A 25,296-nucleotide genomic window follows, 5' to 3' on the forward strand; every position below is an offset into this window, starting at 1 on the left:
TAGTATCAATATTCATGCAGTAATTATGAATAAAAATACATTAAGCTTGAGCGTAAGGGAACCGAAAAACACCCTTAAATTTACGAAAATGTCAACGCTCAATCACGAGGGGAACAGCAAAACCTTGCTGAAAACCCAAATACCGGTTTTGACTACTTATGTCTTTATACCGAATTACATTTTTGTACCCAAAGGACTTGGCGTTGCAGGTAGGCAGCAAGTGAGTAATGAGCACTGCTGCAACGTCAAGTACGAAGGGTAAGGTGAACTGAACCCATGTTGAATACGCTAATTGTTGGTGCCAGTGGTTATGCCGGAGCCGAGCTTACGGCTTACCTGAGTCGTCACCCACATATGAACATAACCGGTTTAACGGTTTCAGCGCAAAGTGCAGATGCAGGAAAATTACTTTCTGACCTGCATCCGCAGCTAAAAGGCATTATTGATCTCCCGCTGCAACCCTTGGTGGATGTGGCTCAGGCGGCAAAAGGGGTTGATGTTGTGTTCCTCGCTACCGCCCATGAGGTCAGTCATGATTTAGCGCCACAATTTTTAGCTGCCGGTTGTGTCGTATTCGATCTCTCCGGTGCGTTTCGGGTGAAAGATGCGGCGTTTTACCGCCAGTATTATGGTTTTGAACATAAACATCCCGACTGGCTGGATAAAGCCGTTTATGGGCTAGCTGAATGGCAGGCAGAAGAGATTAAGCAGGCACAGTTGATCGCCGTTCCTGGCTGCTATCCAACCGCATCACAATTAGCGCTTAAGCCGTTGGTTGATAATAAATTATTGAATGAAGCACAGTGGCCGGTGATTAATGCAGTCAGTGGCGTCAGCGGCGCAGGGCGTAAGGCCAGTATCGGCAACAGTTTCTGTGAAGTCAGTTTGCAGCCATACGGCTTGTTCAATCATCGTCATCACCCAGAAATTGTAGCTCACCTTGGCACACCCGTTATTTTTACCCCCCACTTGGGTAATTTCGCCCGCGGTATTCTGGCGACCATTACCTGCCGCCTGAACGCGGGTGTGACGGCGCAAGATATTGCTGACGCGTATCACCATGCTTATCAGGATAAACCGCTGGTGCGGTTGTATCAGCACGGTGTTCCCGCGTTGAAAGCGGTGGTTGGTTTGCCTTTCTGCGATATCGGTTTCTCAGTGCAAGGCGAACATTTAATTATTGTCGCCACTGAAGATAACCTACTAAAAGGTGCGGCAGCTCAGGCTGTGCAATGCATGAATATACGTTTTGGTTTTACAGAAACCGAGTCTCTGTTGTGGGGCAAGGTAAGTCACTAGCCGAAATAACTGGTTGCGGTCATACGAACCAATTGCGTTCATGCCCGCAGACCTATGAATTTTTACCCGATTAAATAAGGCGCAAAAAAATGAATCCGTTAGTCATTAAATTAGGTGGCGTATTGCTCGACAGCGAAGAAGCGCTGGAACGCCTGTTTACTGCATTGGTGACTTATCGCGAGAAGCATGAGCGCCCGCTAGTGATTATGCACGGTGGCGGTTGTCTGGTTGACGATCTGATGAAAAAACTCGCTTTGCCGGTAGTGAAGAAAAACGGCTTGCGTGTCACCCCTGCTGACCAGATTGATATTATTACCGGCGCACTGGCAGGCACCGCTAACAAAACCCTGCTGGCTTGGGCGGTAAAACATAACATTAATGCTGTTGGCTTGTGTTTGGGCGATGGCGGAACCGTATCGGTAACGCTACTGGATGCCGAATTGGGGCATGTGGGTAACGCTCAACCGGGTTCACCTGCGTTAGTGCAAACCTTGCTGGCTGCGGATTACATGCCCATTATCAGTTCCATTGGTATTACTGCCGACGGCCAACTGATGAATGTGAATGCCGATCAGGCGGCCACCGCGTTAGCCGCCACCCTTGGGGCTGATTTGATTTTACTGTCTGATGTTAGCGGTATTCTGGATGGCAAAGGCCAACGGATTGCTGAAATGACGGCGCAAAAGGCCGAGCAACTCATTGCTCAGGGCATCATTACCGATGGTATGGTAGTTAAAGTGAATGCAGCGCTGGATGCAGCACGCTCATTAGGCCGCCCGGTAGATATTGCCAGTTGGCGTCATGCGGATCAGTTACCGGCACTGTTTAATGGTGAGCCAATTGGCACGCGTATTCTGGCCTAAATACCCTTCTTATTTGAAGTTGCAGCGGTGTTAGCGGCTCTTACTCACCCGAATCACTGGCTTGAGTCAGCTCAACGGGATTTGTGCGTTTGCTGCCTTGCTGCCACTCCAACTACTTTGGGTATATTATGAGTTTTTATTCTGAAACTAGGGAAGAAAGATTATGGCATTGTGGGGCGGGCGGTTTAGTCAGGCGGCAGATCAGCGTTTCAAGCAATTCAACGATTCACTGCGGTTTGATTACCGGCTAGCGGAGCAGGATATTACCGGTTCTGTTGCCTGGTCAAAAGCACTGGTGACGGTTGGGGTATTAACGGCTACCGAACAGCAACAACTGGAGCAGGCACTTGATGCATTGCTGGCAGAAGTGCAGGCTGATCCACAGGCTATTTTGCACAGTGATGCCGAAGATATTCACAGTTGGGTTGAAACCAAACTGATTGATAAAGTGGGTGATTTAGGCAAAAAACTGCATACCGGCCGTAGCCGTAATGATCAGGTAGCGACCGATCTGAAATTGTGGTGCAAGTTCCAGATCACTGAATTACAAACTGCGGTGAAGCAGTTGCAGCAGGCGTTGGTTGCCACAGCCGAAGCGAATCAGGATGCGGTGATGCCGGGTTATACCCACTTGCAACGTGCGCAACCAGTGACTTTTGCTCACTGGTGCCTGGCATATGCAGAAATGCTGTCTCGTGACCAAAGCCGCCTGCAAGATACCCTGACGCGCTTGGATGTTAGCCCGTTAGGCAGTGGCGCATTGGCAGGTACTGCCTATGCCATCGATCGCGAACAACTGGCTGGCTGGTTAGGCTTTGCCTCTGCCACTCGCAACAGCCTCGACAGTGTTTCAGACCGCGACCACGTCTTAGAACTACTGTCTGATGCCAGCATCGGCATGGTGCATTTATCTCGTTTTGCTGAGGATCTGATCTTCTTCAATAGCGGCGAAGCGGCTTTCGTTGATTTATCCGATCGCGTGACCTCCGGTTCTTCGCTGATGCCACAGAAGAAAAACCCAGATGCGTTGGAATTAATTCGCGGTAAATGTGGCCGGGTACAGGGTGCATTGACCGGAATGATGATGACGCTGAAAGGCTTGCCTCTTGCCTATAACAAAGACATGCAGGAAGACAAAGAAGGGCTGTTTGATGCGCTGGATACCTGGCTCGACTGCCTGCATATGGCGGCACTGGTGTTAGACGGTATTCAGGTAAAACGCCCACGTTGTAAAGAGGCGGCAGAACAGGGTTACGCTAACGCCACTGAGCTGGCTGATTATCTGGTCGCCAAAGGCGTACCCTTCCGTGAAGCGCACCATATTGTTGGTGAAGCCGTCGTTGAAGCTATTCGTCAGGGCAAAGCGCTGGAAGCATTATCACTGCTTGATTTGCAGAAGTTCAGCGCGGTGATTGGCGATGATGTCTATCCTATTCTGGCATTGCAATCTTGCCTGGATAAACGTGTTGCTAAAGGTGGCGTTTCGCCACAGCAGGTGGCTTCTGCTATTGCAGAAGCGAAAGCACGCCTAATTTAATTAGTTAGCTATTAATATTGATAATGGGCCGCTTTATAGTGGCCCATTTTACATTTAAAAGTATTAGAAATAAATTTCATGTTGCTTTTCATACTGTTTTATTTTAATTAGCGTTACACCAATAATTATTTTTACTTATTTTACGCATACGATAAAGCCAATATTTTCAGCCTAATAAGATTTTAATTTTAATATTCAGTTGAGTTTATACCTCTTAATGATTATAATAATCATTATCAACCAGTGGCGTTGTAGTGAAACCTCTACTAAGATTAAAAATAGAGACATATAATTCAAAATAGCCGAAAACCTATTTTATTCCTGCATTACCTGATCCATTAATAAAGTGGCTGGGCTGCTATTAGATTTAATTCTTTATGATTTTTCTATTTTGAAAAAGGTAAGTCATATCGTTAATGGATAATGACTTTTCTTTGTTCAAGCCTCTCTGGTTGCCCGGCATTAGCTTTATTGCTGGTCATTATTACGTCTGCTATTCAATAACTAAATAGTTAACAGGTTAATTATATTCATATCGTAAGGATGAGATCTAATAAATGGACAATATAGTGAGAGATAAAAGAAAAATAATAACCTCAATGAATAAAATTGCCCTTGGTATATTTATAGCTCTGGCAACAGCGCAAGGCTATTCTGGCAAAGTTCGTGCGGAGGCAACGGTAACCCCTTCGGCTGAAAATGATATGGTATTGGATAAACTAAAAATAGAAGGTGTAAATAATTCCCAGGACGGTGACTGGGTATATGATGAGTTGCACTCCGTCAGTGAAATCTCCCGCGAACAACTGGATAATCGCCCTGCCCGCCATGCGGCAGATATATTGGAACAAACTCCCGGTGTCTATTCCAGCGTCAGCCAGCAAGACCCCGCGCTTTCCGTGAATATCCGTGGCATCCAAGACTACGGCCGCGTCAATATGAATATTGACGGCATGCGGCAAAACTTTATGAAAAGTGGCCATGGTCAGCGCCATGGTGTGATGTATATCGATCCAGAAATATTGAGTAGTGTTGTGATTGAAAAGGGGGCCACCAGCGGTATGGGTGGTGCTGGCGTCATTGGTGGGGTTGCCACCTTTAATACGGTCAATGCCAGTGATTTCCTCGAACCGGGCAAAGAACTGGGGGGGCAAATACGTGCCATGACCGGTGATAACGGCACTCAGTTTATTGGTGGTGGTATTCTGGCGCTGGGTAATGAATATGGTGATCTATTAATTGCTGCCAGTGAGCGCAATCTAAAAGATTATTGGCCCGGCAATAAAGGGGATATTGGTGCTCTTCGTTTTGGCAGAGAAGCCGCCCCACTTTTAGGCAGAGAAATTACAAATAACAAAGTTGAATTTGCCAACTATAAAATGAGCTCACAGCTCGCTAAACTGGGCTGGAATCTGCCCGCCGACCAACGGCTGGTACTCAGCTATTTGCAAACGCAAATAAATAGCCCCAATGCCAGTATGTTAACGCAGATTGTCGATAAGTCAGATCCCTACCGTAGAGATAGAATGGGCTGGAAAAAGAGCAGCGTAAGTGATGTGCTGAACCGTAATATAGGGTTGGATTATAGCCTCAAGCCTGAACATATTGCCTGGCTGGATGTGGCGACTAAAATCTATTACGTTGATACCAATGATGAAACCGATACCCTGTGTTCTGATGCCGTTTTTTGTAAAAAGTTTTGGACTCAAACCCGTTTGAACACCCGTGGTTTACAACTGCAAAATACCAATTACTTTACCTTCGCCGACCACCATCAATTACAAGTCAAATATGGCCTCGAGTGGTTTAGTGACCGCTCCACCGGCAACTCAACTCAAGAAACAATGCTGGGTGTCACCCCACCCGGCAAGCGCACCATGACCAGCACCTTTGCCCAGTTGAATTACGAACATGCAGACTGGCTGCGGCTGGAAGGTGGCCTGCGTTATGATCAATTTCGCTTAAAGGGTAATACCTGGATGCAGAGCAAATCTTTCCTTGGCAACTATTCCCGTGAAAACCCATGCAACACAAAGATACATGAGCAACATCTCGCTGAAAACAGGCGGTGCTCCTATAATCACACGGTCAAAATGACCTGGGATGTGGATCGCCGTGAACAACAGCTTTCACCCACCTTGGCTATCGGTATCAAACCTGGTGTGCAGTGGCTGGAGTTTTTTGGTAATTACGGCAAATCCTGGCGGCCACCGGCGATTACCGAAGTGCTGGCGACCGGCAGTGCACATGGTCACGGCTGGATTTTGCCCAATCCGTTCCTGGCCGCAGAGCATTCTAAAGCCTGGGAAGCGGGCATTAATATTCAACACAGTAATCTGTTTAGTGAACAAGACCGCCTGGTGGCCAAAATGGCCTACTTTGATACCCGCGTCAGCAATTATATTAATCTTGAATTATCCAAGACCAAACCACTACTAGGTTCCGGTTCCTTTGCAAATGCTACCTACATTAATAATTTATTGGCAGCCCGTTTTCGTGGTCTGGAATATCAATTAAGCTATGACATGGGTTTTTTTTATACCAGTTTAAATTATACCAGAATGATTGGTGTTAATAACTTTTGTTCTAAAAGGGCTTGGTTAGGTGGAGCGCAAACCTTTACATCTAATAAGGATGGTATTTATCCTCTCGAAAATGATAAAACAAACAATATGATTGATTGCTTGGCGGGGAATAACTTATTTGGTTCTTCTGCTTATTTGCCCGGTGATCGTGGCAGTTTAACTTTAGGTGGAAGATTATTTGATAAAAAGCTGGATCTCGGCACCATTATTCGCTATAACAAAGGACATCAAGACGCATCGGTTGTTAATAGCTACGGCCACGCTAATACCGCTTATGTTGCGGATTGGCCGAAATATACCTTATTTGATCTTTATGCTAGTTATAAGGTAACTAATAATTTAACTTTGCGTAGTACAATAGAAAATATAACTAATCGCGCTTATATAGTCAGTTATGGTGATTCACTTTCTTTTGCGCCAAATCGTGGTCGAACTATTCAGGGCGGTTTTGAATATAAATTTTAGTTATCAATGTTAAATATGAAACCTTAAATAAACATACTAAATATGAATTTAAAATCTTCAGATGGAATAATAACTTCGTCTGTAGTCACACTGACTCAGTGATGAGTCATATAATGGTTGTTAACAATAAGGAAATTTATCATGACAGTAACCATAAAATATCAAAGCCAATTCAGTAACGACACTCTAACCTCTTATACTCAGCAGTGGGCTACCACTCATGGTGATATAAAAGACACGCAGGCACCAGGCTATGCCAAGGACGTTGGCCAATTTTCTGGCGGGGGGTGGTTTAGTGGTACCCAATATTCAATTGGCAGCTCTCATAGTGGTGCTAGTACTGCAATGATCGTAGAGGGTGATTTGAACTATAATATTGCCCACCATACCTTCTACGGGAAAATGGCAAACTTGGAGTTGGGTGAATACTTGAAAGATAACTCAGATATCACTGCTAAAGAGCTTGACCAAGTGCAAGTGAAATTGAGTGGCATAGATCTGACCGGTGAATTTGACCCTACCAAAACAATAGTAGAAAACCATCAAGGGGATATGCATAAAGCCACTTACGGTTTGATGAGAGGCAATGCAGAACCATTGTTGGAAATCCTCTCCGCTAAGGGTATTGATGTGAATACCCCACTGAAGGATATGCCAATCGCCAGCCAATTTGACGTTATGGCGTCAGATGCACCAATGATTGATACCGTTGGTGTGATTGAAAGCAGCGATATGTTGTTAGCCGCTTAATAAATAGAATCACTGGGAAAGGATTTTCTGGTTGATTCTCGCTGCTGTGTAATATTGTCAGTCTATTTTTAACAAGTGTAATTGCGCCACCGCCGTACTCTGGTATATCTGGCTTTTTCTTGGCTGCGGCGGTGGTTCATATTGATATTTAAACTATTATATAACTATTATATTCAGATAAGTTTATTGGTCTGTTTGTAGAACAATATAATTTAATAATGAATATATTGTTAATTAAAAGGATTTTAATATGACAGTGATTATCAAGTATCATGAAGAATTTAAAAATGAAACTATTTCTTCTTATACCTACTGGTGGGCCAATGATTTTGGTGATATAGCCGATATAGCCCAGGAATCGAGAGACGCAGGATATGGTATTTACTCGGCTGGCCCAAATCCACCCACCGTTGGTTTAAAAATTGCGATTCAAAATAACTCTCCTCAAAGTAAAGCCGCAATAGTGATGGAGTCTAAGGGAGTGCATGCGGCGATGGTTATGGAGGCTAACGGAGTTAATTTATCCGAAATATCCCCCATCATTCCCGGTGACAAAGAAAGTCTGCAATTTGGTGCGCATTTAATCCCTATTCCTGATATTAACCTGGAGGATCCGCAGTTTCATCAACTTCAACTCCAGCAAGTACAATTGGAATTCAGCGGGTTAGATATTTCAGATGATATGGATATCTCTTTTTTAGAAGCTCATTATGCAATGCTCATAGATAATAACTATCCAAGTGATATGAATCTTGGTGTATATGGCCTACTGAGAGGGGATAATTCTGCCATACTGAAAATCCTCACATCAAAAGGCATTGATGTAAACACGCCGCTCAAAGACTTGGCGGTTGCCAGTCAGTTTGACGTTATTATTGAAGCGCCAGTTATTGACACTGTGGCTGATAGTAGTGAACTATTATTAGCCGTTTAACATTTAACAATGTTAGGTTTCGTATATTAACTTTAAAATCATTTGAGTGAATTAAATAATTTACTCGGTGGTAAAGGTGTCTCAATGATGAGATATGGTATAATTTAAAATTAATAGGTATCATTATGACAGTGACTATTAAGTACCAAGAACACTTTAAAAATGAAACTATTTCTTCCTATGCTCACCAGTGGGCTAAGGCGTATGATGACTTTGTTAATATATCCAACATTCATGAGAACTATACTTTTTCTGGCGCTACTGATATGAACAATAATAGAATCGCGCTAGCTGAGTTTCAAAACCCTGATGGGCCAGTCGCGCTAATTATTAGTGGCACTCTATGGGGGGATAATGGCCTCATTGAGAGGGGGAATTATATCCAATCTTTAGCGTTTGGTAACTCGTTTATTCCTAATACAGATAATACCTCTAATACAGGTAACACTCCAACCCCAAAGCAGCTTGATCAAGTACAGTTGAGCGTAGAGGGTTTAAACATTGACGGTGACTTTTATTATTCAGTATGTTCATTGTCTAGAGCGATGCATGCAGCGCCAGGAAAACCTTACCAAGGTGGCGAGGGTGAAGGCGTATACAATTTGTTGAGAGGTAATGCTGTCCCAATGTTGGAACTCCTCCAGGCGCAAGGTATCGATATAAACACACCACTCAAAGATATGGCACTTGCCAGTCAGTTTGACGTTATTACTGATTCGCCAATCATTGATACTGTGGGCGTAACAGAAGGCGGCGAAGCATTATTGGCCGTGTAATAAAGGCAGCTCACAAATGATTTTCTGGTTGGATAAATAATACTACCGCCATATCTTTTGGTTTGCTTTTTCATACTTATATCGGCGGTAGTTAATATTTTTGCTTTGCTGAAAATAACTTCCTCCCGAAAAATAATTTTTCCTGATGAATATATTACTTTAATCTAATATCAGCCGCAGAATTTTTTACGAAAAATATAAATTCTGTATGGAAATGGATGCCATGGAATCAAGCAAGAACGCCAGCTCTTCGTCGGTATCGCCAACAATTCTTTCAGTACTGGCCCATCATAAAAAAAGCCTCTGGGGCATAGGGTTATTTACCGCAGTAATTAATCTGCTGATGTTGGCACCCACAATCTACATGCTACAAGTTTATGATCGTGTTCTCGCTTCAGCAAATACCATGACGCTATTAATGCTGACAATTCTGGTGTTGGGCATATTTGCCTTTATTGGGCTATTAGAATGGATTCGCAGTGCGGTAGTTATCCGGCTGGGGACACGTATTGATATGCAGCTTAATCAGCGAGTATTTAATGCCGCTTTTGCCTCCCAACTTATGGGCCATAAAACGCCAGCGGCTCAGGCGTTAAATGATCTAACTTCTCTGCGTCAGTTTGCTACCGGTAATGCGCTGTTTGCCTTTTTTGATGCACCGTGGTTCCCATTCTATTTGCTGGTAATTTTTCTCCTTCATCCTTGGTTGGGGGCGCTGGCAGCAGCCGGTGCTTGCATGTTGATATTTCTAGCTTGGCTCAATCATTGGATATGTAAAAAACCACTAAAAGAAGCCTCAATAACCACAGTTCAAGCAACACAGCAAGCTAATGCGAATTTGCGCAATGCTGATGCCATTCAAGCCATGGGGATGTTAAAAGCCCTACGTGAACGCTGGCTGAGGCAGCACTCACAATTTCTCTATCAGCAGAATGTTGCCAGCGATAAAAGTAGCCGCGTGACAGCCTTATCCAAATCTAGCCGTCAGGCGTTGCAGTCAACGATGTTGGGGCTAGGTGCGTTGTTGGTTATAGAGGGTGCTATTACCGCCGGGGTGATGATTGCTGGCTCTATCTTGGTTGGCCGTGTGTTAGGGCCAATTGATCAAGTAATTGCAGTTTGGAAACAATGGAGTCACACGCGGCTTGCTTACCAACGTCTGTCTGATCTATTGGCACAATACCCTCAACCCACTACCGGTATGGTTTTGCCGCCTCCGCAGGGCAAATTAAGCGTGAAACAACTGACAGTTTGCAAACCGGGAACACATATACCGGTATTGCAATCCATCAACTTTGAACTGCAACCCGGTGATGTTCTTGGTGTTTTGGGGCCGTCAGGCAGTGGCAAATCTACTCTGGCGAAGCTGTTGGTCGCAAGTCAATCTGCATTCAGTGGTTCGGTTCGTCTGGATAGTGCAGACCTTTCTCAGTGGGATAAAAACCATTTAGGGACATTCATCGGTTATCTACCCCAGGATATTCAGCTATTTCGCGGTTCAATTGCTGAGAATATTGCGCGTTTTGGGCCGGTTGATAATGAAAAAGTTATCGCTGCCGCACAATTAGCCGACGTACACGACTTGATTCTGCATCTGCCGCAAGGTTATGACTCTCAACTAGGGGATGAAGGCGAGGGGTTATCTGGTGGCCAGCGGCAGCGAATTGCATTAGCGCGAGCCGTATACGGTGTACCACGGCTTATCGTATTAGATGAGCCAAATGCCAGTTTAGATAAAGAAGGTGAGAAAGCCTTATTGGCAGGCATCAGCCAGTTAAAACGGCAGGGCAGCACAATTGTGATGGTTACCCATAAACCAGAACTGCTATCGGGCAGCGATTACTTATTGTTTTTGAACAATGGGCAAATGGAATTGTTTGATCGCACCCAAAGCATATTGAAAATCAAGGATAACGCGGCAGTTGAATCTGAGAGCAAACCATTTAACACACGTAATGGTTGGGGTAGCGGTGTGTCATACGGTGTTGCGCCCATTCGTACTGCATCACAAAAATGAAGCCCATGGAGGGAGATAAAAAGATGCTACTTGAATCAAGCCGTTTGCCAGTTACTGATGAAAGCCATCAGCAGCAAAACCGATTACGGCCCCAGATAAACAGTGGCTACTATCTAAGCCTCGGTGGGTTACTTGTTATCGGTGGTTTTATTGGCTTTTTACTTTGGGCCGGGCTGGCGCCGCTGGATAAAGGAATTGCGGTTATGGGGCAGGTTGTAGTTGCTGAAAATCGCAAAGTTATTCAGCCCCTGCAAGGGGGGCGTATCCAACAGTTACATATTGCTGAAGGGGACGAAGTAACCGTAGGGCAATTATTAATCACCATGGATGACTCGGTGATTCGTAGCCAGCGGGATAGTCTACAAAATCAATATATAAGTGCTTTGGCGCAGGAAGCCCGTTTAACCGCCGAGCAGGACGGTGTGGACGAAATTACTTTCCCCCAAACATTATTCCTGAACCCAGCCCAACCTTTGGTTGAACGCAATATTATCTTGCAACAACAACTTTTCCATCACCGTCGCCAGGCTCAATTGAGTGAGATTGCTCGGCTATCTGCGCAAATTACTCGTCATCAAGACCGGTTGAATGGCTTGCAGGCGATGCGACGTAACAATCAGCGCCAATCTGACTTATTCCAGCGCCAGTTACAAAGTATTCAATTGCTGGCGAGAAATGGTCATGTTGCCAAAAATCAGTTACTGGATATGGAGCGTCAGGCGATTTCACTGCATGCGCGGGTGGAGCAGGATACCAGCGACATTGAAGAGGCTCATAAACTGATCGATGAAACCAAGCAGCATATTTCACAACGGCACGAACAGTATAAAAGTGAGAATCGCGAGCAATTAGCGAAAGCGCAGCAAAATACCCAAGAGCTGAAACAGCGTTTGAACATAGCGGAATATGAGTTGGATAATACTCGGATATATGCTCCGGTCAGTGGTGCAATTATTGCTCTGGCACAGCATACGGTGGGGGGAGTGGTAAGTAGTGGGCAAACATTAATGGAGTTGGTCCCTCGTGGGCAACCGTTATTAGTTGAAGCCCAGTTACCGGTAGAGCTAATTGATAAAGCCAAGGCTGGCTTACCCGTCGATCTCAATTTTTCTGCTTTTAATCAGAGTAATACCCCTAAGTTATACGGAACTGTATTACATGTCGGAGCTGACCGCATACAGCATCCGCAAACCTTACAGCCTTATTATCCTTTAACCGTCGCGATTGATATGTCTAATACGGAGTTAGCCATCCGGCCCGGTATGTCTGTTGATGTATTTATTCGAACGGGAGAAAGGTCATTGCTCAATTATCTGTTTAAACCGCTAGCGGACCGCCTGCATGTAGCATTTGCCGAAGAATAAAATTTTGGCAAGTTACTTGGAGTAACTTATTTGAAATAAAGGAATATAGTGATTTAATTCATGAAGATAAGACGGAATAACAACAGCATTCTTCTTTGGTGGGGGAGTGCTATGCTTGCCAGCAGTACCCATATGTATCTGCTCTGGTTGCTGAGTACGGAGTCTGTACTTGTTAAACATCCTGATGACGCCCCAGCGGCAGTGATGCTTACCTTGTCGGCAGAAACGCAGTTCACCCAAAACGTGGAGCAAAATCCGGTGGTGGGAATACAACAGACTTTTAACGAGCCGGAGGTTGAACAACAGGAAGCTCAACCAGAAGACGTGAGTAATTTGCTGACAGCACCTGAACAACCTAATGCTGTACTGCTAGTTGAGAAAGAGTTGGAAATCACTGAAGAAGAACCAGTGAAAATAAAACGTCCACAACAACAAGTAATGAAACCGCGTAAACCTGTCATTGAGGAAACACCAGAAAACCGCAATAAGCCCTCTCCGCCAGCAGCCGTAGCCAGCACAACACTCTCTGGCGAGAGCCATCAAATTGCTGCCGCAGCAAATAGTGATTCCTTGCATAAACAAAAGGTTAAAATGAATTGGCGAAGCCGCTTGCAAGGGCATCTGGTGGAGTTTAAACGCTATCCACCCAGAGCCAGAAAACAGCGACAACAAGGTATCGCCACTATCCGTTTTGTGGTCAATAAAGATGGGCATGTTCTATCTGCTCAGCTTATAAAAAGCAGCGGGGCTGCTATTTTAGATCATGAAGCACTGGCACTTATTAAACGTGCTCAGCCATTACCCAAGCCACCTACTGAGTTGTTATTGCATGGGCAGATAACATTAGCTCTGCCCATTAGTTTTGATTTAAAAAATAAAAGCCAGTGATAGTAGTTATGAGCCAGCAATCTATAGAGTGAGTTATTTGACCAAACAGAGGGGGTAAATTTTACCCCTGTCTAATCTTATTCAGACAGCCAACCGAGCGCACAGATAACGGTTTAGGCTAACCCCTTCTTCCGAGGCATTAATTGCCAGACGCCGGTGTTGCTCTGGCGGTAAGCGAAGAACCAATTTCCCGCTATAGTGCTTTTCTGCCAAAGGTTGTGGCGGTGTTTCACCATTAGCCTGTATATCGCGCAGAATATCGGCAACCAACGCAGTTATCCCTGCCAGGGCTTCGACACGTTCCTTTGCAAGCCATGACAAACTGGGGAATTCTGCACATAAACCAACAAACTCATCATCTTCTGCTGACCAGGTAATTCGGTACGTATAGTGTTCGATGTTAACCATTATCCATTTCCTTGAGTTTAGCCAACGCAGCAATAACTTGTTTTACCTGATAAAACTTGGCCATTCCGCTGCTGTCCTTTTGAATGTTGATCCGAGGATCCCCTTGCCAGGGAGTACCATAAACATGATGGCTACTGGAGTAATGCCTGGGAAAGCCAAAGTAAAAATTACAGATTTTGACGAGTTCGCGGAATTTAACCCCTGCGGGGTTAGCTGTAATCTGAGCAACCCGACTGTCCATGTCTTTCATTGTGTCTCCATTTTAGTATCATTATTGGTATCAAATCAATAGTGGTAGGCCACATAAGTGCCGTTTTAAAACGATTACAATTGAACAAACAGTGGGCATTACGGCTTCACATGCCAAGTAAGATGATTCAATTCATGGAAGCAGTGCGCAAAAATAAGGAATAAAAAAGCCGGGCATAAAGCCCGGCATGGGAAAACAGAGAGCATCGGCGAGTAAAATTAGTCGCCTGGGCAGCGTAGGCAGCGTTCAGCCTCATCGGTGCCCAATCTTAACTTGGACTGCAAATCACGCAGAGCGGTACGTAAGCCTTCTTCAATAACTGGGTGATAAAACGGCATATCCAGCATTTGATTGATGGTCATCTGCTGTTGATGTGCCCAAGCCAATAGATGTGCGATATGTTCAGCACTCGGCCCTATCATCTCAGCACCCAAGAACCGGCCAGTGCCCTGCTCGCCATAAACGCGCAAAATACCTTTATTTTTCAGCATCACTCGCGAGCGACCCTGATTTTCAAAAGAGACTTCACCGATGTCAAAACAACCGCATGCACTAAATTTTTGTGACAACTCACGGAAGGTCGAGCCTACCATCGCAATTTGTGGGTCAGAAAAAACGACCGAAATAGGGCTACGACGTAAGCCGGGGACCACTTCGGGGAAGCCCCCAGCGTTCACCCCAGCGATGCGGGCCTGATCGCTGGCCTCATGCAGTAACGGCAATTGGTTACTTGCATCACCAGCGATAAAAATATGTGGCACGCTAGTTTGCATCGTGAGTCGATCAGCTTGTGGTACACCGCGCGCATCAAGAGCGAGGGACGTATTTTCCAGCCCCAGTTTATCTACATTAGGGCGGCGACCAGTGGCTGCTAAAACATAATCAACCATGATCTCTTGCAGTTTGCCGGTGTTATCCAGATAGCGGATAAAGACTTTATCCCCCTCACGCTGCATGACTTCAACTTTCACGTCAGGATCAAGATAGAACTCTTCACTCAACGTTTTCGCTGCGTAATTACGTACAATGCTGTCAGTCAGTGGGCCGACACTACCACCGACACCGAACATTTTTACCTGAACACCCAGCCGATGCAGTGCCTGACCAAGTTCCAGACCAATAACGCCTGGCCCGAATACCGCGACAGATTCGGGTAGGTCATCCCAGCTAAACACATCATCATTAACTATCAGTCGGTCACCCAGCTCATTCCAGGCGGTGGGCCAGGTTGGGCGGGAGCCAGTCGCAATCACGATACGCTGCGCAACAATACGAGTATGATCATCAACTTGTAGCGTATTGTCATCAAGAAAACGGGCATAGCCTTGAATTTTATCGGCGGCTGGAATGTTATCTACGCCTTCCAGCACAAAACCAACAAACCGGTCGCGCTCACGTTTAACACGACTCATCACTTCACGGCCATTAATCAGAATGTCACCTTGCGGATGAATACCAAATCTAGGCGCTTTTTCAATATGGTGTACGGCTTCTGCCGCTGCAATCAACAGTTTGGATGGCATGCAACCGACGCGAGCACAGGTGGTACCGTATTCGCCACCTTCAATCATCACCACACTTGGCGTTGACAGTTTGGCTGCGCGATAAGCGCCAAGTCCGGCCGTGCCGCCGCCAATTACGGCGACATCAACGTTTAAGGTTTTCATGTCTGCTCCTAACAGAAAAAAGGGTAGGCCGAAGCCTACCAAGTATACCCTTCGTATTTGAAGCCGCAGGGTTGTTAGCTACATTTGTTACTCAGCCCATCCTGGGGCATCGCCTCTGCGTGCAGCGTTCAAACCTGCTCCCGGCAGATTTGTCCCCCGAATCACTTACTGGTCTTGACCTTAAAAATAAGTAAGCTCATTGGGGTGAGTTCACATGCCGCCTACCTGCAACTCCAATGACTTTGGGTATTCACATTATCTTCATTCTATTAATGTTATTAAGCTGATAAGTAATTTTCTAAATCATCACTGCCACCAATGTGGCGGCCACCGATAAATACTTGTGGTACGGTTCCACGGCCAGTGATTGCACGCAAACTAACGGTTGTCGCATCTTTACCTAGCACGATCTCTTCATACTGAATCCCGCGTTCTTGCAGCATTTGTTTCGCTTTGGCACAGAATGGGCAGCCCGGTTTGGTAAAGACAGACACCGATTCCTGTACTTTAAAGTCAGGTGCCAGATATTTCAGCATGGTATCTGCATCAGACACTTCAAACGGGTCGCCCGGCTTATTTGGCTCCACAAACATTTTCTCAACCACACCGTTACGCACCAGCATGGAGTAACGCCATGAACGTGGACCGAAGCCCAGATCGGCTTTCTCAACCAGCATGTTCATACCTTTGGTGAATTCGCCGTTACCGTCTGGAACGAAAGTAATGTTTTCAGCATGTTGATCAGCTTTCCAGGCATTCATCACGAAAGTGTCGTTGACTGATACGCACAGAATGCTATCAACACCGTGCTGTTTAAACACACCTGCCAGTTCGTTATAACGTGGCAGATGGCTGGAAGAACAAGTCGGGGTAAACGCACCCGGTAGTGAAAATACAATCACTGTTTTATTGCTGAATAAATCGTCGGTAGTTACGTCAACCCACTGATCACCCTGACGGGTATGGAAAGTCACTTGTGGGATTTTTTTACCTTCTTGGCTAGTAAACATCAGTAACTCCTTAATTAAAAAATGAAATATTAAAATTTGTCTGTGTGTCTCTTGGTTGGGGCACATTATTCATTTTATCGCTTGATAGATCTAATCACTGGTTGCTATCTTATCTATCGTCAATGGCTATCATAAAGCGGAGCACAGATGAATATTCGTGATTTAGAATACTTAGTGGCGCTGGCTGAGTTCAGGCATTTCCGGCGTGCCGCCGACTCTTGCCATGTCAGCCAACCCACATTAAGCGGCCAGATTCGTAAGCTGGAAGATGAGTTGGGTGTGATGTTGCTGGAGCGCACTAGCCGTAAGGTCTTGTTTACCCAGGCTGGGTTGTTGTTGGTGGAGCAAGCCAGAACGGTATTGCGAGAAGTGAAGGTACTGAAAGAGATGGCCAGCTTGCAGGGCGAAAGTATGTCCGGCCCGCTGCATATCGGCCTTATTCCTACCGTCGGGCCTTACTTGCTGCCGCAAATCATTCCTATGTTGCATAAGACATTCCCGAAACTGGAAATGTATCTGCATGAAGCACAAACCCAGAATCTTTTGGCTCAGTTGGACAGTGGTAAGCTGGACTGCGCCATTCTGGCGTTGGTCAAAGAGACCGAAGCTTTTATCGAAGTTCCGCTATTTGATGAGCCGATGAACCTGGCTATTTATGCCGATCATCCATGGGCAGATCGTGACAGAGTGCAAATGCATGAGCTGGCGGGTGAGAAATTATTAATGTTGGAAGATGGTCACTGCCTACGCGATCAGGCCATGGGCTTTTGTTTCCAGGCCGGTGCAGAAGAAGACACTCATTTCCGCGCTACCAGTTTGGAAACCCTGCGTAATATGGTGGCTGCGGGGAGTGGTATAACTTTGCTGCCGTCGCTGGCGGTGCCGAATGAGCGTAAGCGTGATGGTGTATGCTATCTGGAGTGCTACAAACCGGTGCCTAAACGCACCGTCGCGTTGGTGTACCGCCCCGGTTCCCCACTGCGTGGCCGCTATGAGCAACTGGCCGAGGCGATACGTGAACACATGCAACCGCGCATGAGCTCAGAAGTTACAAACGAAAAGCTAGAACAGGCGGTTTAAACCGTTGAGCGCTGCCACACGATAGGCTTCAGCCATAGTCGGATAGTTGAAGGTCGTATTAACGAAATATTCGATAGTATTACCTTCTCCTTTCTGTTCCATAATCGCCTGCCCGATGTGGATAATTTCCGCTGCGCGTTCGCCGAAGCAATGAATACCGAGGATCTGCTTGGTTTCCCGATGGAATAGGATTTTTAAGCTACCAGTATTCATCCCGACGATTTGCGCGCGCGCCAGATGTTTAAACTGCGCGCGGCCAACCTCGTAGGGCACCTTCATCGCGGTTAGGTCTTGCTCGGTTTTACCAACAGAACTGATTTCCGGGATTGTATAAATACCTGTCGGAATATCTTCAATCAAATGAACGTTGGCTTCACCTTTGATCATCGCTTGTGCCGCGATACGCCCCTGATCATAGGCCGCAGAGGCCAGGCTCGGATAACCAATCACATCACCCACCGCATATACATGGGGCAGCGCTGTCTGGTACATGCTATTGACCTTCAGCAGACCACGGCTATCAGCTTCCAGACCAATATTTTCCAACCCTAAACCGCTGGTATTACCGGTACGCCCATTGGCATACAACAAGCAGTCTGCCTTGACCTTTTTACCTGACTTCAGATGCACAATAACACCGTCAAGAGTCCCCTCAATTTGCTCAAACTCTTCGTTGTGACGGATAACGACACCGTTATTCCAGAAGTGGTAAGAGAGGGCATCTGACATTTCCTGATCAAGGAAGGCCAGTAGACGGTCGCGGGTATTGATTAAATCAACTTTGACGCTCAAACCACGGAAGATTGAAGCATATTCACAACCAATAACACCTGCGCCATAGATAATGACGTGTTGGGGTTCATGGCTGAGCTGTAAAATGGTATCGCTGTCGTAAATACGTTCATGACTAAAATCAACATTCGCCGGGCGGTAGGGGCGTGAACCTGTTGCAATCACAATATTATCAGCGCGGAGTGTATCGTTGGTGCCATCGGCATAGCGCACATTGATAGTGTTGGCATCAATAAAACTGGCATCGCCTGAGAACATATGGCAGTGGTTGCGATCGTAAAAGCCCTGGCGCATACGTGTCTGTTGATTAATAACACGGTCAGCATGGTTTAAAATATCAGCGAAAGAAGAACTGATGGTTCGGGCATTGTCGCTGTAGAGTGGATTTTGGTTGAATTCGATAATACGGCTAACGGCGTGGCGCAAAGCTTTGGAAGGGATAGTGCCCCAATGGGTACATCCACCGCCCACATTATTATACCGTTCAATTACGGCAACACGGGCACCTTGCTTGACCAACCCCATAGCGGCACCTTCACCGCCAGGACCCGAGCCAATAACAATGGCATCAAAATGGAAGTGCTGTTGCATGTAGGAGAGACCTATTCTTATACAAAATTACAACGATACATTAACATCAACCCAACCAGATACCCAATAAATTTCAAGGTACAGCCAACACATCTGTAAATTGAAAGATGGCAGGCATAAGCCAATCAACCATGGGTAAATCACCGTGATGTGTGTTGTAAAGCGGCAATTCTGTATTGGGATGATACGTTTGTATAACGGTTGTTACTATAAAGTTTGGTATATTGTTGACTATATATCTTAGATTGAGAATTTGGATATCCCTTGGGCACGATTATGGGCGTCAGAGCACAACAAAAAGAGCGGACTCGTCGTTCCCTTATCGAAGCGGCGTTCAGCCAATTGAGTGCTGAGCGGAGTTTTGCCAGCCTTAGCTTGCGGGAAGTCTCTCGCGAAGCTGGTATCGCACCGACTTCTTTTTACCGGCATTTCCGCGATGTCGACGAACTTGGCCTGACAATGGTCGATGAAAGCGGTCTGATGTTGCGTCAACTGATGCGTCAGGCACGCCAGCGGATTGCCAAGGGCGGCAGTGTTATCCGTACCTCAGTATCTACATTTATGGAATTTATCGGTAATAACCCGAATGCGTTTCGTCTATTGCTGCGGGAGCGCTCCGGCACGTCTGCCGCATTTCGTGCAGCAGTTGCACGTGAAATTCAGCATTTTATTGCCGAGCTGGCAGATTACCTCGAACTGGAAAATCACATGCCACGTAGCTTCACTGAAGCTCAGGCTGAGGCCATGGTCACAATTGTCTTCAGTGCCGGTGCTGAAGTGCTGGACGTAGATATTGAACAACGGCGACAGTTAGAGGAGCGCTTGGTCTTACAATTGCGGATGATCTCCAAGGGCGCTTATTATTGGTATCGTCGCGAGCAGGAAAAACTCGCTGTATCTCGCACTTAATAAGGTAAGGAAAAATGATGGAACAGTCTCGCCGTGAAATCGGCACCCTGCTGCTGGCGTTGATTACTGGCCTGGCAATAAATGGTTCATTTAATACATTATTCAGCGCGTTTGTGCCTTTTTCAGTTTTTCCGCTGCTAACATTGGTATTGGCTGTATATTGTTTACATCAGCGCTACCTCAATTTTGCCATGCCGCATGGCTTGCCAGTGCTGGCCTCTGCATGTTTCCTGCTCGGGATTTTGTTGTATAGCGCGATTGTGCGGGTTGAGCATCCGGCCATTGGTTCTAATTTCGTTCCTTCTATTCTCAGTGTCGTGTTGGTGTTCTGGATCTTGTTTAAACTAAAAGCACGTAAGTCGGTGCAATCAGAATCTGAGCCAGATAATTCGGATAACCAGCAGCCGCAATAACCTGAAAATGGCATGTTTTAAAACGACATATTTTAAAACGCAAAAGGGCAACATCACGTTGCCCTTTTGCTTATCTATTGCCTGTCAGCCGCGCTTTTCTAGTAATACCCCACACTCCATATGATGGGTGTAGGGGAACTGATCAAATAGAGCTAAGCGGCTGATTTTATGTGTCTGTTGTAACTGTTCCAGATTGGCGCACAGCGTTTCAGGGTTACAGGAGATATAAAGGATACGCGGATAACCTTGTACCAGCTTGACCGTCTCGTCATCCAGCCCGCTGCGCGGGGGATCGACAAAAATGGTCTCACAGTTATAACTGCTCAGGTCAATCCCCTTCAAACGGTTAAACTCGCGCACACCTAGCATTGCTTGGGTAAACTCTTCAGCCGACATGCGGATAATTTGCACGTTATCGATATTATTTGCCGCGATATTGTATTGCGCTGCCGCCACTGAGGGTTTAGCGATTTCTGTTGCCAACACGCGTGCAAAATTGCGTGCTAGCGCCAACGAGAAGTTACCATTACCGCAGTACAACTCCAATAAATCGCCACTGGCGTTCTTAGTGGTATCAATTGCCCATTCCAGCATATGGATATTCACCGCCGCATTCGGTTGGGTGAAACTATTCTCCACCTGACGATAAATCATTTCACGCCCGGCAACCGGCAATACTTCATCGATATAGTCATGATCCAACATAATTTTGGTTTTTGCCGCGCGCCCGATCAATTGCAAGTCGAAGCCTTGCGCTCGCAACTGATCACGTAATTCCAGCGCTTTCTGCTGCCACTCTTCATCTAATTGACGGTGATACAGCAAAGAAGCGATCAGTTTACCGCTTAGGGTAGATAAGTAATCAATCTGGAACAGTTTACGCCGCAAAATTGGTTCGGCTCTAATGGCTGTCATCAACGCGCTCATTAGACGATTGATCAACAAACTCGCCACCGGGAACTGTTCAACCCGGATACGCTGCTTAGTCTGCTGGTCAAACATGATGTGGTACAAGTCATCTTCATCGTGCCAAACGCGAAACTCTGCTCTCATGCGGTAATGTTCGGCAGGAGAACGGAATATTTCCGCAGCAGGTGCCTGAAACGGCGACATCATCGCCTGAAGACGGGCAGATTTTTCCGCCAGTTGTTGGTCGTAGCTGTCTGTCGGCAGGATGTCGGGAGTCATGATTCTTCTCGTCTGGCCATTATAAAAGAGGGTTACTGCTGCGGATTGTAGGGAAAGTGGGAGTGATGTCCAGTTTTGTTGTGTTTATTCACTATAACGAGGATGGAAGTCTAGACATCTATTTTACTTGATCGTAGCATTGCGATCCGGCCTCATGCTGTTACTTAAACACCTAAGAGTTAAAAGGGAATCCGGTGTAAATCCGGAGCTGACGCGCAGCGGTAAGGGGAAGTTACGGCGATAGGTTTCAACCAGACACTGTCCGCAAGGGCGGGAAGTCATCGCCAGCTCTATTTCACGGTATTAATTCATTTAAGTAATGAATAAGGCGTGACATCAGAGATCCCAAGCCCGAAGACCTGCCGGTATTACGTCGCAATATGCGTGGTCGTCGCGAACTATCGGCCATGGCACTGCGGCATCCGCCAATTGAGTTTGGATGCTTGTATTCATGACAATAAAAAAATATACGCTGCTCACAGCCCTTTCTGTGACAGCATTTTCTGGATGGGCCCAGGACAGCACCACAACAAGTAATGATGACATGGTGGTTACCGCCAATCGATTCCCCCAACCCATATCTTCTATCTTGGCTCCGGTTGATGTTGTTACTCGTAATGATATTGATCGCTGGCAATCAACTAACCTGAATGATGTTATGCGCCGCTTGCCTGGTGTGAACATTGCACAAACTGGTGGGCCTGGCCAACAGAGTTCCTTGTTTATCCGAGGTACAGATGCCAGGCATGTTTTAGTTCTGGTTGATGGTGTTCGTCTGAATCAGTCGGGTATCAGCGGTTCTTCTGATCTCAGCCAAATCCCTGTCTCTTTAGTACAGCGTATTGAATATATTCGTGGACCACGTTCTGCGGTATATGGTTCAGATGCTATCGGTGGGGTAGTAAACATCATTACTGTGCGTGAAGCCTTGGGTAGCACACTCACCGCAGGCGTGGGTTCGAATGGTTACCAGAACTACGGTGGTTCAACTCAGCAAAAACTGGGTGATAGCACCACGGTGACGTTGGCAGGAAATTACGATTACAGTAAAGGTTATGACATTGTTGCTGCTGGTAATACTGGCATGGCAAGCCAGCCGGATCGTGACGGATACATGGGGAAAATGCTGTGGGCAGGTGTTAATCATGATTTCAATAATCAATTCAGTGGCTTTGCGCGTGCTTACGGTTTCGATAACCGTAGTGACTATGATGGCAGTTATTATCCCGGTTCAGCATTATTAGATACCCGCCAGCTATCAAGCCGTACTTATGACACTGGGTTACGTTTTAAAAATGGAATTTATGCGTCTCAACTGATCGCAAGTTATAACCGCACTAAAGACTATAACTATGATCCATTGTTTGGTCGGCATGATGTATCCGCCTCTTTAGATGATGCAGAGCAATACAATTTACAATGGGGTAATACGCTGCAAGTCGGTAAAGGCGAGGTTAGTGCGGGGGCTGATTGGCAGGAGCAAACAACCAAACGCAAAGCGATGAATGCAACCAATTCTGATGAATACACATTGCGCAACACGGGTATTTATCTGACAGGGCAGCAACAGATCAATGATGTCACTTTAGAAGGCTCAGCGCGCAGTGACGATAATTCGCAATTTGGTTGGCACTCCACCTGGCAGACCAGCGCTGGCTGGGAGTTTATTGATGGCTATCGTTTGATCGGTTCTTACGGTACGGCCTATAAGGCTCCCAATTTAATGCAGCTTTATAGCGCCTATGGCGGTAACACGAACCTGAAACCAGAAGAAAGCAAACAATGGGAAGGCGGGCTTGAAGGCTTAACCGGGCCAGTAACTTGGCGCTTATCCACTTATCGTAATGATATTGAAGAACTTATAGACTATGACAGTAGTAGTAACCGTTACTACAATGTGAGTAAAGCGGTGATAAAAGGTGTGGAATGGACGGGAGCTTTCGACACCGGGCCGTTATCTCACCAAGTTACGTTAGAATATCTTGATCCTCGCGATGCTGAAACCAATCAAATTCTGGTGCGCCGCGCTAAGCAACAGGTTAAATACCAACTTGATTGGCAGGTGGCCGAGTTAGATTGGTCGGTAACATATCAATATCTTGGTCAGCGTTATGACAATACATTCGATCCAACCACTTTTGCACCAAGCTCAGTAAAATTGGGAGGGATTAGCCTTTGGGATCTAGCTGTTTCATATCCGGTCACCTCTCATCTCACAGTTCGTGGTAGAATTGCCAACCTGTTTGATAAAGATTATGAGACGGTTTATGGCTATAAAACCGCTGGACGAGAGTATTACCTCACCGGAAGCTATAACTTCTAAGGTTGATACTGCCCCTCGCCCGACAGCACTGATTTTTGACTCAGGTGTTGGCGGGCTATCTGTCTATCAAGAGATTCGGCAGTTGCTGCCGGATCTCCACTATATATATGCTTTCGATAATGTCGCTTTCCCTTATGGGGAGAAGTCCGGCGAGTTTATCATTGAACGCGTACTGGAAATTGTCACTGCGGTGCAGCAGCGTCATCCGCTGGCAATCGTCGTCATTGCCTGTAACACGGCCAGCACAGTTGTGCTTCCTGCTTTACGTGAGCGCTTCGCATTCCCTGTGGTTGGGGTTGTTCCCGCTATCAAACCGGCGGTGCGATTAACCCGCAATGGTGTTGTTGGCTTATTGGCTACCCGTGGCACCGTGCATGCTTCTTATACCCGGGATTTGATTGAGCGCTTTGCCACTGATTGCAAAATTGAATTGCTGGGTTCATCTGAGCTGGTGGAACTGGCAGAGTCCAAGTTGCATGGCGGTGCTGTACCTATCGAAACCTTAAAGAAAATCCTCCATCCATGGTTGGCGATGCGTGAGCCGCCGGACACCATTGTATTGGGGTGCACTCATTTCCCTCTATTAGTAGAAGAGTTGGCGCAAGTGTTGCCTGAAGGTACCCGTATGGTCGATTCCGGTGCAGCAATAGCTCGTCGCACTGCCTGGCTCATCTCTTCTCAAGAAAATGTAGTTTCTTCTCAGGAAGATAATATTGCTTACTGCATGGCGTTGAATGCAGATACTGACGTTTTATTGCCCGTTTTGCAGAGTTATGGCTTCCCGGTGCTGCAAAAACTGCCAATTTAAAGGTGTTTTGACTAAAGATTCAGCGGTTGAAAAGTTTTTTCAAATTAGGGGTTGCAGGCTGTCAGGAACTCCCTATAATGCGCCTCCACTGACCGGGAACAACGAAACACACTTCGCCGGGTCAGGAAGCGAAAAGAATGATTTTGACTTCGAAAGAAACGAAAGAAACTCTTGACTCTTCAGCGGGAAAGCGTATTATCTGCCTCCCGCGTTACCGTAAGATTCGCCGAAAGGCAAACGGGTAACGAACGCTCTTTAACAATTTATCAGACAATCTGTGTGGGCACTCGCAAGACGATATCGAAGCCTGTTTCGGCAGGCAGATGAAATATCAAAGTCTTGAAGAGTGACCAAAGCAGTACACATTTGAACTTCGGTT

General features: G+C 46.1%; 21 protein-coding genes and 1 riboswitch. Of the genes, 15 read left to right on the plus strand and 6 right to left on the minus strand.

All coding sequences use genetic code 11. From position 1 onward, the window contains the following. The first annotated feature begins 276 nt into the window (after nt 1-276). The 10 genes from argC (at nt 277) to EL015_RS00600 (ending at nt 13,478) form a co-directional block, all read left to right on the plus strand. Nucleotides 277-1,299, plus strand: coding sequence for an N-acetyl-gamma-glutamyl-phosphate reductase (gene argC / locus EL015_RS00555; RefSeq protein WP_005192164.1), 1,023 nt, complete (start codon nt 277-279; stop codon nt 1,297-1,299). 89 nt (nt 1,300-1,388) lie between these two features. Next, nucleotides 1,389-2,162: an acetylglutamate kinase gene (gene argB / locus EL015_RS00560; RefSeq protein ID WP_005192161.1), complete on the plus strand. Its 774-nt coding sequence runs from the start codon at nt 1,389-1,391 to the stop codon at nt 2,160-2,162. A 163-nt stretch (nt 2,163-2,325) separates the two neighbouring features. Beyond that, nucleotides 2,326-3,699, plus strand: coding sequence for an argininosuccinate lyase (gene argH, locus EL015_RS00565; protein ID WP_005192156.1), 1,374 nt, complete (start codon nt 2,326-2,328; stop codon nt 3,697-3,699). A 557-nt stretch (nt 3,700-4,256) separates the two neighbouring features. Further along, nucleotides 4,257-6,749 carry a TonB-dependent hemoglobin/transferrin/lactoferrin family receptor gene (locus tag EL015_RS00570; protein ID WP_032907874.1) on the plus strand — a complete coding sequence of 831 codons (2,493 nt, stop codon included), beginning with the start codon at nt 4,257-4,259 and terminating at the stop codon, nt 6,747-6,749. A gap of 141 nt (nt 6,750-6,890) precedes the next feature. Beyond that, nucleotides 6,891-7,499, plus strand: coding sequence for a heme acquisition protein HasA (locus EL015_RS00575; protein WP_005192150.1), 609 nt, complete (start codon nt 6,891-6,893; stop codon nt 7,497-7,499). A 250-nt stretch (nt 7,500-7,749) separates the two neighbouring features. Continuing rightward, nucleotides 7,750-8,433 carry a heme acquisition protein HasA gene (locus EL015_RS00580; RefSeq protein ID WP_005192147.1) on the plus strand — a complete coding sequence of 228 codons (684 nt, stop codon included), beginning with the start codon at nt 7,750-7,752 and terminating at the stop codon, nt 8,431-8,433. Nucleotides 8,434-8,558: 125 nt separating this feature from the next. Then, nucleotides 8,559-9,209, plus strand: a complete 651-nt coding sequence (locus EL015_RS00585) for a heme acquisition protein HasA (protein ID WP_005192144.1) — start codon at nt 8,559-8,561, stop codon at nt 9,207-9,209. Nucleotides 9,210-9,432: 223 nt separating this feature from the next. Further along, the gene (locus tag EL015_RS00590; protein WP_032907872.1) at nt 9,433-11,226 is read left to right on the plus strand and encodes a type I secretion system permease/ATPase; all 1,794 of its coding nucleotides are present in this window, start codon (nt 9,433-9,435) and stop codon (nt 11,224-11,226) included. A gap of 23 nt (nt 11,227-11,249) precedes the next feature. After that, the gene (locus tag EL015_RS00595) at nt 11,250-12,590 is read left to right on the plus strand and encodes an HlyD family type I secretion periplasmic adaptor subunit (RefSeq protein ID WP_032907871.1); all 1,341 of its coding nucleotides are present in this window, start codon (nt 11,250-11,252) and stop codon (nt 12,588-12,590) included. A 60-nt stretch (nt 12,591-12,650) separates the two neighbouring features. After that, on the plus strand, nt 12,651-13,478 hold the full coding sequence (locus tag EL015_RS00600; protein WP_032907869.1) for an energy transducer TonB family protein: 828 nt from the start codon (nt 12,651-12,653) through the stop codon (nt 13,476-13,478). Between the two features lie 81 nt (nt 13,479-13,559). Here EL015_RS00600 and EL015_RS00605 read toward each other — a convergent pair whose 3' ends face one another. The 4 genes from EL015_RS00605 to EL015_RS00620 form a co-directional block, all read right to left on the minus strand. Then, entirely contained in the window at nt 13,560-13,886 is a 327-nt protein-coding gene (locus EL015_RS00605) for a type II toxin-antitoxin system HicB family antitoxin (protein WP_032907868.1), read from the minus strand. After that, entirely contained in the window at nt 13,879-14,136 is a 258-nt protein-coding gene (locus EL015_RS00610) for a hypothetical protein (RefSeq protein ID WP_005192126.1), read from the minus strand. The genes EL015_RS00605 and EL015_RS00610 overlap by 8 nt, the downstream gene beginning before the upstream one ends. Before the next feature lie 218 nt (nt 14,137-14,354). Next, nucleotides 14,355-15,803 (minus strand): dihydrolipoyl dehydrogenase, encoded by a 1,449-nt coding sequence (locus tag EL015_RS00615; RefSeq protein WP_005192122.1) that lies wholly within the window; start codon nt 15,801-15,803, stop codon nt 14,355-14,357. A 278-nt stretch (nt 15,804-16,081) separates the two neighbouring features. Then, complete coding sequence (locus tag EL015_RS00620; RefSeq protein ID WP_005192103.1) at nt 16,082-16,813, minus strand: glutathione peroxidase; 732 nt, start codon at nt 16,811-16,813, stop codon at nt 16,082-16,084. Between the two features lie 147 nt (nt 16,814-16,960). On the opposite strand from EL015_RS00620, the gene oxyR reads away from it, so the two are divergent. Beyond that, the gene (gene oxyR / locus EL015_RS00625) at nt 16,961-17,893 is read left to right on the plus strand and encodes a DNA-binding transcriptional regulator OxyR (protein WP_032907867.1); all 933 of its coding nucleotides are present in this window, start codon (nt 16,961-16,963) and stop codon (nt 17,891-17,893) included. Here oxyR and sthA read toward each other — a convergent pair. Beyond that, on the minus strand, nt 17,876-19,276 hold the full coding sequence (gene sthA, locus EL015_RS00630; RefSeq protein WP_005192101.1) for a Si-specific NAD(P)(+) transhydrogenase: 1,401 nt from the start codon (nt 19,274-19,276) through the stop codon (nt 17,876-17,878). The two genes, oxyR and sthA, sit on opposite strands and share 18 nt — an antisense overlap. A gap of 276 nt (nt 19,277-19,552) precedes the next feature. On the opposite strand from sthA, the gene fabR reads away from it, so the two are divergent. Next, nucleotides 19,553-20,185 carry an HTH-type transcriptional repressor FabR gene (fabR, locus tag EL015_RS00635; protein WP_005192099.1) on the plus strand — a complete coding sequence of 211 codons (633 nt, stop codon included), beginning with the start codon at nt 19,553-19,555 and terminating at the stop codon, nt 20,183-20,185. Nucleotides 20,186-20,199: 14 nt separating this feature from the next. Beyond that, nucleotides 20,200-20,598, plus strand: coding sequence for a YijD family membrane protein (locus EL015_RS00640; RefSeq protein ID WP_005192097.1), 399 nt, complete (start codon nt 20,200-20,202; stop codon nt 20,596-20,598). 84 nt (nt 20,599-20,682) lie between these two features. Here the strand turns inward: EL015_RS00640 and trmA are convergent, their stop codons facing one another. Next, nucleotides 20,683-21,786, minus strand: a complete 1,104-nt coding sequence (gene trmA, locus EL015_RS00645) for a tRNA (uridine(54)-C5)-methyltransferase TrmA (RefSeq protein ID WP_005192095.1) — start codon at nt 21,784-21,786, stop codon at nt 20,683-20,685. 130 nt (nt 21,787-21,916) lie between these two features. After that, nucleotides 21,917-22,167, plus strand: a riboswitch (cobalamin riboswitch). Nucleotides 22,168-22,237: 70 nt separating this feature from the next. Between trmA and btuB the strand changes: the two genes are divergently transcribed. Continuing rightward, on the plus strand, nt 22,238-24,109 hold the full coding sequence (gene btuB, locus EL015_RS00650) for a TonB-dependent vitamin B12 receptor BtuB (RefSeq protein WP_032907878.1): 1,872 nt from the start codon (nt 22,238-22,240) through the stop codon (nt 24,107-24,109). Beyond that, nucleotides 24,054-24,917: a glutamate racemase gene (gene murI / locus EL015_RS00655; RefSeq protein WP_032907866.1), complete on the plus strand. Its 864-nt coding sequence runs from the start codon at nt 24,054-24,056 to the stop codon at nt 24,915-24,917. The genes btuB and murI overlap by 56 nt, the downstream gene beginning before the upstream one ends. The last annotated feature ends 379 nt before the right edge of the window (nt 24,918-25,296 follow it).

The organism is Yersinia intermedia (genome assembly GCF_900635455.1).
Lineage (GTDB): Bacteria > Pseudomonadota > Gammaproteobacteria > Enterobacterales > Enterobacteriaceae > Yersinia > Yersinia intermedia.